Origin of the sequence: Azospirillum sp. BE72 (genome assembly GCF_031455875.1) — a bacterium.
In the GTDB taxonomy this organism is placed as follows: Bacteria; Pseudomonadota; Alphaproteobacteria; order Azospirillales; family Azospirillaceae; genus Azospirillum.
Genome location: NZ_JAVDTO010000004.1, coordinates 403764 through 417303 on the forward strand (window position 1 = coordinate 403764; position 13540 = coordinate 417303).

The 13540-nt window shown below is 67.9% G+C and carries 14 protein-coding genes; 10 read left to right on the forward strand and 4 right to left on the reverse strand.

Translation table 11 applies throughout. The annotated features are described in order from the left end of the window. Window positions 1–7: 7 nt before the first annotated feature. From J2Y49_RS16205 to J2Y49_RS16250, 10 genes are all read left to right on the forward strand, one after another. A complete protein-coding gene (locus J2Y49_RS16205; RefSeq protein ID WP_310115894.1) occupies window positions 8–862 on the forward strand; it encodes a quinoprotein dehydrogenase-associated SoxYZ-like carrier in 855 nt (284 codons plus the stop codon). Beyond that, window positions 859–1812 (forward strand): quinoprotein relay system zinc metallohydrolase 1, encoded by a 954-nt coding sequence (locus tag J2Y49_RS16210; RefSeq protein WP_310115895.1) that lies wholly within the window; start codon window positions 859–861, stop codon window positions 1810–1812. Before J2Y49_RS16205 ends, J2Y49_RS16210 begins: the two co-directional genes overlap by 4 nt. A gap of 208 nt (window positions 1813–2020) precedes the next feature. Then, on the forward strand, window positions 2021–3775 hold the full coding sequence (locus J2Y49_RS16215) for a PQQ-dependent methanol/ethanol family dehydrogenase (RefSeq protein WP_310115896.1): 1755 nt from the start codon (window positions 2021–2023) through the stop codon (window positions 3773–3775). A 204-nt stretch (window positions 3776–3979) separates the two neighbouring features. Further along, window positions 3980–4408 (forward strand): cytochrome c-550 PedF, encoded by a 429-nt coding sequence (gene pedF / locus J2Y49_RS16220; RefSeq protein WP_310115897.1) that lies wholly within the window; start codon window positions 3980–3982, stop codon window positions 4406–4408. Between the two features lie 67 nt (window positions 4409–4475). Further along, on the forward strand, window positions 4476–4955 hold the full coding sequence (locus tag J2Y49_RS16225) for a cache domain-containing protein (protein WP_310115898.1): 480 nt from the start codon (window positions 4476–4478) through the stop codon (window positions 4953–4955). 136 nt (window positions 4956–5091) lie between these two features. After that, window positions 5092–6087, forward strand: coding sequence for an ABC transporter substrate-binding protein (locus J2Y49_RS16230; protein ID WP_310115899.1), 996 nt, complete (start codon window positions 5092–5094; stop codon window positions 6085–6087). Between the two features lie 3 nt (window positions 6088–6090). After that, a complete protein-coding gene (locus tag J2Y49_RS16235; RefSeq protein WP_310115900.1) occupies window positions 6091–6846 on the forward strand; it encodes an ABC transporter permease in 756 nt (251 codons plus the stop codon). A gap of 34 nt (window positions 6847–6880) precedes the next feature. Beyond that, window positions 6881–7558 carry an ABC transporter ATP-binding protein gene (locus J2Y49_RS16240; protein ID WP_310115901.1) on the forward strand — a complete coding sequence of 226 codons (678 nt, stop codon included), beginning with the start codon at window positions 6881–6883 and terminating at the stop codon, window positions 7556–7558. A gap of 163 nt (window positions 7559–7721) precedes the next feature. Then, window positions 7722–8129 (forward strand): DUF2946 family protein, encoded by a 408-nt coding sequence (locus J2Y49_RS16245; RefSeq protein ID WP_310115925.1) that lies wholly within the window; start codon window positions 7722–7724, stop codon window positions 8127–8129. A 122-nt stretch (window positions 8130–8251) separates the two neighbouring features. After that, entirely contained in the window at window positions 8252–8770 is a 519-nt protein-coding gene (locus tag J2Y49_RS16250) for a copper chaperone PCu(A)C (protein ID WP_310115902.1), read from the forward strand. A 68-nt stretch (window positions 8771–8838) separates the two neighbouring features. On the opposite strand, the gene J2Y49_RS16255 is transcribed toward J2Y49_RS16250, so the two are convergent. Genes J2Y49_RS16255 through J2Y49_RS16270 form a run of 4 tightly spaced genes read right to left on the reverse strand, consistent with a single transcriptional unit; the run spans window position 8839 to window position 13403 of the window. Beyond that, window positions 8839–9207, reverse strand: coding sequence for a response regulator (locus tag J2Y49_RS16255; protein ID WP_310115903.1), 369 nt, complete (start codon window positions 9205–9207; stop codon window positions 8839–8841). Further along, window positions 9204–10694, reverse strand: coding sequence for an HWE histidine kinase domain-containing protein (locus J2Y49_RS16260; protein ID WP_310115904.1), 1491 nt, complete (start codon window positions 10692–10694; stop codon window positions 9204–9206). The genes J2Y49_RS16255 and J2Y49_RS16260 overlap by 4 nt, the downstream gene beginning before the upstream one ends. Continuing rightward, window positions 10694–11167, reverse strand: coding sequence for a response regulator (locus J2Y49_RS16265; RefSeq protein WP_310115905.1), 474 nt, complete (start codon window positions 11165–11167; stop codon window positions 10694–10696). Before J2Y49_RS16265 ends, J2Y49_RS16260 begins: the two co-directional genes overlap by 1 nt. Before the next feature lie 4 nt (window positions 11168–11171). Further along, window positions 11172–13403 carry an ATP-binding protein gene (locus J2Y49_RS16270; RefSeq protein WP_310115906.1) on the reverse strand — a complete coding sequence of 744 codons (2232 nt, stop codon included), beginning with the start codon at window positions 13401–13403 and terminating at the stop codon, window positions 11172–11174. Window positions 13404–13540: the final 137 nt, after the last annotated feature.

Genomic DNA, 13540 nt, shown 5'->3' on the forward strand with positions numbered 1-13540 from the left:
GAGTTGCATGCGACACGCCTTGATCGGAAGCCACCTGACCGCCGCGCTGCTGATGGCAGCCTCCCCGGCATTCGCAGCGGCCTCTCCGTCCGACCCGCTGAACTCCGTGATGTGGGAGGCCCTGCGCGATCAGTATTTCGCCGACGCGCCGGTGGTGTTCGACAATGCCGTGAAGGTCACGGCACCCGCCTCGGCGGAGGACACGCGCGCCGTGCCGCTGTCGGTCGATGCCACGGCCCTGGGGCAGGTGGTGGAGATGCTGGCGATCGCCGACCTCAACCCCTTTCCGCTGATCCTGCGCTATCACCCCGGCACCGCCGCGCCCTACATCGCCACCCGCATCAAGATCCAGCAGGCGACCGCCGTGCGCGGTGCGGCGCGGACCGCAGACGGTGTCTGGCACGTGTCGGGTGTCCTGGTCGATGCGGCGGGCGGCGGTTGCAGCGCCCCGCCGGTGTCCTACGCGCAGAAGGATTGGGCCGACCATGTCGGCGAGGTGCAGGCGCGGCTGTGGCCGGCGGATGCGGACGGGGTGGCGCGGCTGCGGCTGCGCATCCGGCATCCCAACGACACCGGCCTCGTCGATGGCATCCCCGCCTTCTTCGTCGAGACGCTGACGGTGCAGGCGCAGACCCCCGGCGGCCCGGCCGGACTGGCGCGGATCGACAGCCTGGAGCCGGTGTCGGAAAACCCGGTCTATTCGCTGGACGTCCGCCCGCCGCCGGACGCCAAGGCGCTGGTGCTGCGCGGCCGCGACAACCAGGGCGGCGAGATCGACGCGGTCATTCCGATGCCGCCGCCCGGCGCCCGGCCGGCGATGACTCTGCGCCCTACCGACCCGCTGCGGAGTGTCGGGCAATGACGACGAATCTCCTGCGCTGGCTGGCCCTCGCGGCCGCTCTCGCCACCAGCCACATTGCGATCAGCGCCCAGGCGTCCGGCCCGCTGACCTACGACCTGAAGCCGACGCGCATCGCCCCCGAAACCTATGTGTTCGAGGGATCGACCAAGCATTTCACCCGTGCCAATGGCGGCAACATCCTGAATTCCGGCTTCATCGTCACCGCCGACGGGGTGATCGTCATCCAGACCGGCCCGTCCCGCCGCTATGGCGAGGAGATGCGCGCCGCCATCCGCAAGGTCACCGACAAGCCGATCCGCAAGGTCTTCATCAGCAATCTGCACCCCGATTACTGGCTGGGCTCCCAGGCCTTCGCCGATGTGCCGCTCGCGGCGCTGCCCGGCACCATCGCCGGCATCCAGGAGGAGGGGAGCGGCATCGCCGACAACATGTACCGGCTGGTCGGCGACTGGATGCGCGGGACCGAGGTGACCGTGCCGACCGAACCCGTCTATGGCTCCACCGTCAGGTTCGGCGACCACCGGCTGCGGCTGATTCCGCTGGCGGGCCACACCGCCGCCGACCTGATGATCCTGGACGAGACGACGGGCGTGCTGTTCGCCGGCGGCGTCGTCTTCTGCAACCGCACCCCCACCACGCCCCATGCCTCCATCGCCGACTGGCTGAAGGAGTTGGACGCCGTGGATGCGCTGGACATCCGGCTGCTGGTGCCCAACCACGGCCACATCCGCCCCGACAAGGCCTGCGTCGCCCAGACCCGCGACTGGCTGACCTGGCTCGACGGCACGCTGCGCCATGCGATGGAGTCGGGCATGGACATGGCGGAAGCGTTGGAGCTGCCGATCCCGGAACGCTTCGCAATGCTCGACGTGCTGCGCGAAGAGTATCGCCGCTCCGTCGCCCATCTCTGGCCGAAGATCGAGCAGGAGAGCCTTCCCAAAGTCAATTGACGCTTGCGCCTGCTACTATCCGACAATTTACCCGACCGATCATCCGTCTACACTGCCGATATCGTGAAGCGACGCGGCCCTTGCGGCCGCCAACATCCTGATTGCCGCCCCGATCCCGCCCAGCACCGCCGGACCCGCCCGTCCTGCGGCAACGGTCGGACCTTGCCCGGGCGGTGCCGTCATCATCAGTATTGGGAGGCAACCGCACATGAAGCGTCTGGTTACAAGTCTCGCCCTGGCAGCCTCGCTGACCGCGTTCAGCGCCACCGGCGTTCTCGCCGCCGAAGGCCCTTCCAACGAGGATCTGCTGAAGAGCGCCACCAACACCGAAGCGGTCCTGACCTATGGCATGGGTCCGCAGGCCCAGCGCTTCAGCCCGCTGACCGACCTGAACGCCGACACCGTCAAGAAGCTGGTCCCGGTCTGGTCCTTCTCCTTCGGCGGCGAAAAACAGCGCGGACAGGAAGCCCAGCCCATCATCTATGACGGCACCATCTACGTCACCGGCTCCTACTCCCGCCTCTATGCGGTCGATGCCCGAACCGGCCAGAAGAAGTGGGAATACAACCACCGCCTGCCCGACGGCATCATGCCCTGCTGCGACGTGGTGAACCGCGGCGCGGCGATCTACAAGGACAAGATCTACTTCGCCACGCTGGACGCCCGCCTCGTCGCGCTGAACCGCGAGACCGGCAAGGTCGTCTGGAACAAGAAGCTGCAGGACTACAAGGAAGGCTATTCCAACACCGCCGCCCCGATGATCGTCGATGGCAAGATCATCACCGGCAACTCCGGCGGCGAGTTCGGCGTCATCGGCATGGTCGAGGCCCGCGATGCCGAGACGGGCGAGCTGGTCTGGCAGCGCCCGACCATCGAAGGCAACATGGGCATGCTGAACGGCAAGGAGTCGACCGTCACCGGCAAGACCAACGCCAGCTGGCCGGGGGACATGTACAAGACCGGCGGCGGCGCCACCTGGCTGGGCGGCACCTACGACCCGGAGACCAAGAGCCTGTTCTTCGGCACCGGCAACCCGGCGCCGTGGAATTCGCACCTGCGCCCGGGCGACAATCTCTACACCTCCTCCACGCTCGCCATCAATCCGGACAACGGCGAGATCAAGTGGCACTACCAGACCACGCCGCATGACGGCTGGGACTTCGACGGCGTGAACGAGTTCGTCTCCTTCGACCTGAAGAAGGACGGCAAGGTGATCAAGGCCGGCGGCAAGGCCGACCGCAACGGCTTCTTCTACGTCATCGACCGCAACACCGGCAAACTGATCAACGCCACGCCCTTCGTCACCAAGATCACCTGGGCCAAGGGCATCGACATCGAGACCGGCCGTCCGATCTACGTCGACGAAAACCGTCCGGGCGCCCCGACCGAGGGCAGCGGCGAGGCCAAGGGCAAGTCGGTCTTCGCGGCTCCCGCCTTCCTCGGTGCCAAGAACTGGATGCCGATGGCCTACAACCCGCAGACCGACCTGTTCTATGTCCCGGCCAACGAGTGGGGCATGGACATTTGGAACGAGCCGATCACCTACAAGAAGGGTGCGGCCTATCTCGGCGCCGGCTTCACCATCAAGCCGCTGTATGACGACTACATCGGTGCGCTGCGCGCGGTCGATCCGAAGACCGGCAAGATCGTCTGGGAATACAAGAACCCGGCCCCGCTGTGGGGCGGCGTCCTGACCACCGCCGGCAACCTCGTCTTCACCGGCACGCCGGAAGGTTTCCTGAAGGCCTTCGACGCCAAGTCGGGCAAGGAGGTCTGGAAGTTCCAGACCGGCTCCGGCGTGGTCGGCAGCCCGGTCACCTGGAAGATGGATGGCGAGCAGTATGTCGCCGTCGTTTCCGGCTGGGGCGGCGCCGTGCCGCTGTGGGGCGGCGACGTTGCCAAGCTGGTGAAGGACATCAACCAGGGCGGCTCGCTCTGGGTCTTCAAGCTGCCCAAGGCCTGATCGATCCACGACCGGCAGTGAGCCGAGCGGACCGGAGCAATCCGGCCCGCTCGGCTCGTTGTTCAATGCCGGCCAGTCAAATTGTTCCCCTGTTCTGTTATGTCCTACCATAGTTCAATTATTTGTCTGCCCCACTGCTGATAACGTCCGCTCATGCGAAGCAGAAGCCGCAGGGCGGCGAGAAACAGAGGGAGCGTCTTACTCATGAATGCACGGATTCTTCGAATTGCAGCCGCGGTTGGTCTGATCGGCGCCGTGACACTCCCCGGCCTTGTTTATGCCCATGGCGATGTCGTCCCGCAGGCGGTCGATACCACCGGGCTGGAGAAGCTGGGCGACAAGTGGCGTGACAGCAACCCCTACCGCAGCAACCAGCGCGCCATCGAGATCGGCTCCTCCGCCTTCAACCAGAATTGCGCGCGCTGCCACGGGCTGGGTGCGGTATCCGGCGGCATCGCCCCCGACCTGCGCTATCTGGAGAAGGGCGATGCCGGCGACGAGTGGTTCAAGGAGCGCGTGATCAACGGCTCGATCCGCAACGGCGTCACCTACATGCCGGCCTTCGGCGAGGCGCTGGGGCAGGAGGCGCTGTGGTCGATCCGCTCATGGCTGGAAACCGTGCACGAGGAGTGATCCCCCGCCACCGGTCACCAACCGCCGGCTTCCCGATCCCGTTTTAATTCCCTGAAGGTGGTCATCCATGATTAGCAGAACCATTCGCAGAACCGCTTCCCTGGCTGCCCTCGCCGTGGCCCTGCTGGCCGCACCGGCCGCCACGTCGTTCGCCGCCGACCGCGCCAGCCCCGAACAGGCCAAGTCGCTGGTCGCCGACGCCGTCGCCTATCTGAAGGCCAAGGGGCCGGAGGAAGCCACCAAGGCGTTCCAGGACCCGAAGGGCAGCTTCCGCCGTGGCGAGCTGTATGTCTTCGTCTTCGACACCAACGGCCGTTACGTGGCATCCGGCGCCAACCCGCGCCTTGCCGGTTCCGAGGCGGCCGACCTGAAGGATGCCGAAGGCAAGCCCATCGTCCAGGCGATGATCACCGAGACCAAGGACAAGCCGAGCGCCGTCATCGATTATGTCTGGCTGAACCGCCAGAGCAACAAGGTCGAGCACAAGCATTCCTACGTCACCCGCGACGGCAACTACATCGTCGGGGCGGGCACCTACGATCAATGACGGTACGGGGAACGGGAAGGGGGGTGTCGAAGTCCGGCACCTCCGCATACTCCGCCTTATCCTCCTATCGTTGAATATACGAACCATCTGCAATGCCCCTAGACTGAGCGTTCAACCAGACGCCGGGGACCGGACCATGTCGGCAGGCTGTACGAGACGGGCGACGCTGCTGGCCGCCGGCGCACTGGTCGCATCGGCCGCGATCCGGCCCGGCTTCGCTGCCGAACGGCCGGTCGTCCGTGCCGGGGTGCTGAAGTTCGGCACGGTCAGCTGGGAACTCGACACCGTCCACGCCAACCGCTTCGACCAAGAGGCCGGGATCGACCTGCGGCTGGTGGAACTGGCGGGCAATCCGGCGACGCAGGTGGCGCTGCAGGCGGGCGGGGTGGAGGTCATCGTCTCCGACTGGCTGTGGGTTTCGCGGATGCGCACGAAGGGGGAAGCGCTGTCCTTCATCCCCTATTCGACCGCCGTCGGCGCGCTGGTGGTGCCGGCAGGCTCCGCAATCACCGGCATCGGCGACCTGCGCGGGAAGCGCATCGGCGTGGCCGGCAGCCCGCTGGACAAGAGCTGGCTCCTGCTGAAGGCGCTGGCCGGCGACCGGCACGGCCTTGCGCTCGACCGCGACGCCCACCCCTTCTACGGCGCGCCGCCGCTGCTGAACAGCAAGGTTGCCGACGGCGACCTCGATGCCGTGCTGACCTACTGGCCTTTCGCCGCCCGGCTGGAGGCGCGGGGCATGCGGGTGCTGATCACGGTGTCGGACATGCTGACCGCCCTGGGCCAGCCGGCGGACATCCCATCCATCGGATACGTCTTCCGCGAGGAGTGGGCGCGCGCCAACCCGGCCGCGCTCGCCGGCTTCCAGGCGGCCACCGGCAAGGCGAAGGCACTGCTGGCGCAATCGGATGCCGCCTGGGACCGGCTGGCCCCGCTGATGCAGGCGGAGGACGATGCCACCTTCCGCACCCTGCGCGACCGCTACCGCGAGGGCATCCCCCGCCGCTGGACCGCGGAGGAGCAGGCCGGCGCCGCGCAGCTCTACGCGCTGCTGGCCCGGCTCGGCGGACGGGATCTCGTCGGGGACGCGGCGACGATCGCCCCCGGCACCTTCTGGACCGGCGGGGCATAGCCGGTGCGCCGCGCCCTGATGCCGCTGCTGTCGATCCTGCTGCTGCTGGCCTGCTGGCAGGCGGCGGCGATGCTGGTCGGCGGGCGCCTGCTGCCGGGGCCGCTGCCGGTCGCCCAATCCCTGTTGCGCGAGGCGGAGAGCGGGGCGCTGTTCCACCATCTCGGCGCCACCCTGCTGCGGGTGTTGGGCGCCTTCGCGCTCGCCATGTCCATCGGCACCGGGCTGGGAGTGGCGATGGGCCGCTCCCTCTTCATCGACCGGCTTTTCGGGCCGTGGCTGGTCTTCTTTTTGAATTTGCCGGCGCTGGTGGTGATCGTGCTGGCCTATGTCTGGTTCGGCCTGACCGAGGCCGCGGCCATCGGTGCGGTGGCCGTCAACAAGATCCCCAACACGGTCGTCCTGGTGCGTGCCGGCGCGCGCGCCATCGACGAGGGGCTGATCGACATGGCCCATGTTTATCGGATGTCACCTGCCGACCGGCTGCGCCATGTGCTGCTGCCGCAACTCACCCCCACCATCGCCGCTGCCGCGCGGTCCGGCCTTGCTCTGATCTGGAAGATCGTGCTGGTGGTCGAACTGCTGGGCCGCAGCGACGGTGTCGGATTCCAGATCAACCTCCTTTTCCAGACGTTCGATGTCGCAGGAATCCTGGCTTACACCGTCGCGTTCGTGGCCGTGGTCCAGCTTTTGGAATACGGCGTCCTCCAACCGGTCGAGCGGCGCTGCCAGCGCTGGCGGCGCTTGCCCGCTGACGCTTGAAATCCGCTCCAAGCGCTTCGGCGCGGTGGAGGCCGTGCGCGGCCTGTCGCTGTCCGCGGCGGCGGGGGAGGTCGTGGCCCTGGTCGGCCCCAGCGGCTGCGGCAAGACGACAGCGCTCGGCATCGTCGCCGGGCTGGACCGCGCCTTCGAGGGGGAGGTCAGCATCGGCACGCGCCCCCATGGCGGACCGGCGCGGCTGGGCTATGTGTTCCAGGAACCGCGGCTGCTGCCCTGGCGTACCGTGCGGCAGAACCTGGCGCTGGTCCTGCCGCGGGCGCAACGCAAGGGGCCGGCGGTCGGCGCCATGCTCGACGCGCTGGAACTGACGCCCTTCGCCGACCGCTTCCCGACCCAGCTGTCGCTGGGCATGGCGCGGCGGGTGGCGCTGGCCCGCGCCTTCGTGGTGGAGCCGGACCTGCTGCTGATGGACGAGCCTTTCGTTTCGCTGGACGAGCCGACGGCGCTGCGGCTGCGCGCGCTGCTGGCGGAATTGCTGGACCGGCGGCCGACCACTGTCCTGCTGGTGACCCACAATCTGCGCGAGGCGCTGGCGCTCGCCGACCGGCTGCTGCTGCTGGCGCCCTCGCCAGGGCGGGTGGTGGCCGAGGTGCCGGTGTCCATACCCCGCGCCGCCCGCGACGATGCCACCATCGAAGCGTTGCGCCGCGACCTGCTGTCCCGCCCGGAGCCGGCCTTCCGACTGCTGGCGTGAGCCCTGCCGAATTTCGGTGCATTTGCCCCTCGTCCGGTCGGACCGGCTGCGTTATGGTGCTGTCGTGCCGGCTCGGTCCGGCGGTGTGGAAGGGCGGCGTAGCCGGATGGCGTTCGGTCGGTGGACAGTGCAGCGGGTGCGGAGGCTCGGCCTGTTGGCCGGGATGGTCGCGCTGTTGCTGCAGGTCGTCGCCTGGGGCTGGATGCCCGTCGCGACCGCCGTCACACGGACCGGAGAACCGACGCCCCTGCAGATCTGTTCGGCCGGCGGTTTCGCGACGATCGACGTCGATCCAGCGGAATTCGGACCGGCGAACTACGGCTTCGCCTTGATCGGCGTGGATCATGCCGCCGGCGATGGCCACGGCGGCACCTCCGACCCGGCACCCTTCGGCAGCGGCCATTGCCCGCTCTGCCCGCTGGTGAGCGGACTTGCCTTGCCTCCGCCGCCCTTGACTGTCGAACCGGCCATGACCGTCGCCAGTGACAGCCGCCTGCTGCCGGGCGAGCGCATCGCCGCGGGCTGGTTCCTGTCGACGCTTCAGGCCCGCGGGCCCCCGTCTCACGCGTGATCTCGCACGCCTGACCTTCCTATTTAGCCATTCAATTCGCTGCGCATCGCGTGCCCCGATCCCAAAGAGGGATCCGTGCCGGCCGCATGCCATGCCCACATCCTGTTCAGGAGCACAAATCAATGAAGCGCATTCTCGGCATCGCCACCGCTCTCGCTCTGTTCGGCGCCGGTGCCGCTCTGGCCCACAGCTACAAGGCCGGTCCGATCGACATCGGCCATCCCTGGGCCCGTGCCACCGCGCCGTCGGCGCCCAACGGCGGCGCCTATCTGTCGCTGACCAACACCGGCACGGCGGAAGACCGTCTGGTCGCCGCTTCCACCCCCGCCGCCGAAAAGGCGGAGCTGCACACCCATCTGAACGAGAACGGCGTGATGAAGATGCGCGAGGTGCCCTTCATCGCCGTCGCGCCCGGTGAATCGGTGAAGCTGGCGCCGGGCGGGCTGCACGTCATGCTGCTCGGCCTCAAGAAGCCGCTGGTGAAGGGCGAGCGGGTGCCTCTGACCCTGCGCTTCGAGAAGGCGGGCAGCGTCGAGGTCGAACTCGCCGTCGAGGCCGCGGGCCAGAGCGGCTCCGACCACGGCCATAACAACATGGGTGCGGCGGCCGGCGCCGCGCATGGCCAGCCCCAGAAGCAGTGACGAAAGAAGCCCGCCGGCAGGTCATCCCCTGCCGGCGGGCTCCATGGAATGTCCCTGACGGGATCCGCTCAGCGCGGACGGTGACGGGCCAGCGCGTCGGTGATGTCGATGTCGCGGAAGGGCTTGCCGATCACCGGACGCGTACGGTGGGAGTCGGGCAGCCCCTCCGCCCCGTGGCCGGTGGTGAAGATGAAGGGGATGCCGGCTACGGCCAGCCGGTCGGCCACCGCATCCACCCGCTCGCCGCGCAGGTTGACGTCGAGCAGGGCGATGTCGAAGCCGCCCGCCTCGATCATCTCCAGCGCAGCCTTGACCGAGCCGGCTGGGCCGAGGCAGGTCACACCCTGGTCGAGCAGGGCATCCTCCAGGCTCATGGCGATCAGCGGCTCGTCCTCGACGATCAGGACGGTCAGGTCGGAAATGTTCGCGTCGGTCACTGCGGGCTCACTCGCGACGACAGGGGAATCACGAGGCGGCATCGCACGCCTGCAGGGTCGAAAGCAAGCGCAACATCGCCCTCCAACTCGTGCGCAAGGCCGCGTTCGATCAGGCGCGACCCGAAGCCACGGCGGGTCGGCGCCACCACCGGCGGTCCGCCGCTCTCGCGCCAACGCAGCACCAGCGCGCCCGCTTGGCCGCCCTTGCCGGCGCGGACCGGCGGCTGAGCCGGCTTCGCGATCTCCCAATCCAGTTCCACCCGACCGTTCTCCGCGGACAGGGCGCCATATTTGGCGGCGTTGGTGGCAAGCTCGTGGAAGGCGAGGTGAAGGGACACCGCCACTCCGGTCGTCAGGTTGACCGGCGGCCCGCCGACCTTGACGCGGCCGGCATGGACATGGGGTTCCAGCGTCAGGGCGGCGATTTCGCTCAGCGAGGCGCCCTGCCACTGGCGGCGGGTCAACAGGTCATGGGCCTGGGCCAGCGCACGCAGACGGGACTGGAAGGCATCCGGGAAGGCTTCCACCGACGGGGCGGCGCGCAAAGTCTGCTTGGCGATGGACTGCACCATCGCCAGCGTGTTCTTCACCCGGTGGTTCAGCTCTTCCAGCAACAGAAGCTGCCGCTCCTCCGCCTTCTTGCGGTCGGTGATGTTCAGCGAGACGCCGGCCAGTCCGGTCGGCGTGCCGTCCCGGTCGTAAACGGCGCGGCCGCGCACCTGCACCCAATGGACGCTGCCGTCGGGCCAGACGCTGCGGTATTCCATGTCCAGCGGGGAGCCGCTGGTCACCGCCTGCCGGACCATCGCGTGCTGATACTCGCGGTCCTCGGGATGGACATGCTCCAGCAGCTGGTCATAGCTGGTGAGCTTGTCGGGGTCGGACAGGCCCAGGTTGGCGGCGCAGATCGAGGACACGCGCAGCCGGTTGTCCGCCAGCGTCAATTCCCACGAGCCGAGCCGCCCGGCCTCCAGCGCGAAGCGCAGCCGCGCCTCGCTCTCCGCCAAGGCCTGGCGCTTGTCGGCCAGCTCGTTGCGGTCCCGCGCCTCCACCAGGGCGCGGCGCACCACGACCTGCAGGCGTTCCATCCGCAGCTTGACCACGTAATCGGTGGCGCCCTTCTTCAGCGCCTCGATGGCGTTTTCCTCGCCGAGCATGCCGGACACGAAGATGAAGGGCACCCGCGGCAGCCGTTCGCGGGCGATGGCCAGCGCCGACATGCCGTCGAAATCGGGCAGGTCGAAGTCCGACAGGATCAGGTCGTACGGGCCTCCATTCGCGACCGCATCGATGAAGGATTGCCGGGTATCGACCCGCTGGATGTCGAAATCATGGTCGTCGATCATCAGCAGGTGCTCGCGCACCAGATCGGCGTCCATGCCGTTGTCTTCCAGCAGCAGGACGCGGCAGGGAATCGGCGGCCTCGGATCGGCGGGGGTGCCGTCCGATGCGAAGATCCCCGAGGGCGGGTCGAGCAGCTTGGTCATCAGGTGCCGCGCGGACGTCGGGGATGGCAGCCGGGCGGCGGCTCGTTCAGGATCGCCCAGAAGCTGCCGATGTCGCGGATGGCGTCGAAGAACTCCTTGAAGCCGACCGGCTTGACGACGAAGGCGTTCACCCCCAGCCGGTAGCTGCGGACCAGATCCTGCTCCTCCTTGGAGGAGGTCAGCATGACCACGGGGATGGCGCGGGTGCTGTCGTTGGCCTTGATCCGCTGCAGCACCTCGATCCCGTCCACCTTCGGCAGCTTGATGTCGAGAATGATGACGGCCGGATATTTCGGGTCCGTCGGCTTGGACACCGCCTGCCCATCCTCGTGGAACAGGTAGGACAGCGCTTCCGCCCCGTCGCGGGCGACGACGATGTCGTTGGCGAGCTGCGCCTCGGCGAAAGCCTCCAGCGTCAGCTCCAGGTCCTTCGGGTTGTCCTCGACCAGCAGGATCGGTTTCAGCTTGGCCATTGGGCTACCTCGATTCGGCGGTTGCGGACCGCGGCAGGGAGAAATGGAAGGTCGCACCGTGGTCGAGCCTGCTTTCCGCCCAAACCCGGCCACCGTGGCGCTCCACAATACGGCGGACGTTGGCAAGGCCGATGCCGATGCCTTCGAACTCCTCCTCGCGGTGCAGCCGCTGGAAAACGCCGAAGAGTTTACCGGCATAGGCCATATCGAATCCACGGCCATTATCGCGCACATAGAACTCGTGCGTCTCGGGCATGCTGCGGCAGCCGACCTCGATCTCGGGCTCAGCGCGGTCGCGGGAATATTTGATGGCGTTGGACAGCAAATTTTGCACCACCAGCCGCAGCATGGTCGGATCGCCGGTGACGGTCGGCAGTGGATGCACGGTCCAATGGACGTTGCGCCCCCGCAGGTCGGGCTCCAGCAGGTTGCGGACCTCCTCCACCAGCCGGGCGACGTCGACCTCCACCCGCGCCAGCGTGGCACGGCCGAGCTGCGAGAAATGCAGAAGCCCGTCGACCAGCGTGCCGGCCGAACTCGCCGCCTCGATGATGCTGTCCAGATAGTGGCGCTCCCGGTCGCTCAGCTTGTCGGCTGCGCGAGAGCGCAGAAGCTCGGCATAGCTGGAGACGTGACGGAAGGGGGCCCGCAGGTCGTGCGAGACGGAGTAGGAGAAGGCGGCAAGCTCGCCGTTGCTGCGGCGAAGCTCCTCGTTCAGCGCGGCCATTTCCTCCGCCTTGCGCAGCACGATGCTGACGATGGCGTTGCGGAAGTCTCCGGCCGCCTCGATCTCGCCATGGCGCCAGGGCAGGGACTGGCCGCGCACCGTCTCCTTCCAGGTCTCGAAGGAGTGGCGCGGCGACAGCCGGCCGCTGTCGTCGACCGGCTTGTTGGGATCGCCGGCCCATTCGATGGAGCGCACGATCTCCGGCCGGAACCACAAGAGATAGCTGGGATGCAGCTGCGAGATGGAGATCGCCAGCAGTCCGCTGGCGCTCGCATCCATCCCGGCGGCGGCCTGCATCTCCACGGGCAACTGGTGGCTGGCGAACAGATCCTTGATGCCCTGACCGGCCAGTTCCGCGCCGATGGCCTCCACCACCGCCTGCGGCGGGGTATGGCCGATCAGGCGGCAATCGCCGTCGAACAGGATGGCGGCGCCGTCGGCATTCACCAGCGACAGCAGATCCTCGCCATCCTCCGCCAGCCCGTCGATGAAGCGTTCCGCCGCAGCCATGTGGGCGAGCAACCGGGCCTGGATGCTCTTGGATCGGATGCGGTGATCGGCATCCTCCGCCCGTTCCAGCGCGATCATCTGGCTGGACAGCACCTGTCCCAGCAGGTCGCAGGCGGTGCGGATGGCGAAGGATACCTGCCGCGGTTCGGCATGATGGCAGGAGATCAGGCCCCACAGCCGCTCCCCGTCCATGACGGAGATCGACATGGAAGCCGGCGTGCCCATGTTGCGCATGTATTCCAGATGCACGGGCGACACGCTGCGCAGCACGGAAAAGCTGAGGTCGAGCGGCTCTGCCGCTCCTTCTGCCGCCCGATCTGCCGACAGGATTGGAACCGGGCGGTAGCGGGCATCGGTGATCAACCGCAAGCGGTTCAGCGCGTAGAGGCGGCGCGCCTGCTCCGGAATGTCGGAGGCGGGAAAGCGCAGGCCGCGGTAGGAGGGCAGGCGGCCGTTGCCGTCCTCGGCGATGACGGTGCCGTTCCACTGTTCGTCGAACCGATAGATCAATACGCGGTCGAAGCCGGTCAGCGACCGCACCTCCTCCGCCGTGCAGGTCAGCAGGGTCTCGAAATCATGGGCCGCCTGCATGCGCCGGATGCCTTCGCGCATCTGCGGGTAGAGCGCCTCCAGCGTGCCGATGCCGGTAGCTTCGAGGTCCTCCAGCTCCAGGATCACCAGCCCGCTGGACCGGTGGGCGATGGCCTGATGGTCGCTGCCGCCGCGCAGGTGCAGGATGTCGAGCTGTACCGGTTCGGCCGGGGCGGCACGCAGCCGGCGGACGAGCGACGCCATGCCGTCGGCGTCGATCAGCCGGTCGATCGGCTGTCCGAAAGCCTCGTCGAGGGGGCGGTTGAGCACCGCGCCGGCTTCCGCACTCGCGCGAATCAGGCGCAGGCCGTCTGGTTCCAGCGCCAGGAGATGGCCGTGCGGCTGGATGCTGCCGGGAATATGAATCGGTTCGCGCGCGCAGGCGTCGAGGTCAAAGCTGCCCGCCATGGTCTGAGGCCACGGTTCCGGTCCGGTTGCAGGCGTCACGATCGTCCTTTGCTCGTCTCGGTCACAGTCCGGCAGGCCCGCTTGACTCAGGCCCTCGTCACCAGAGTCTGCCGGATTCCCGTCGAGATTTCGACGGC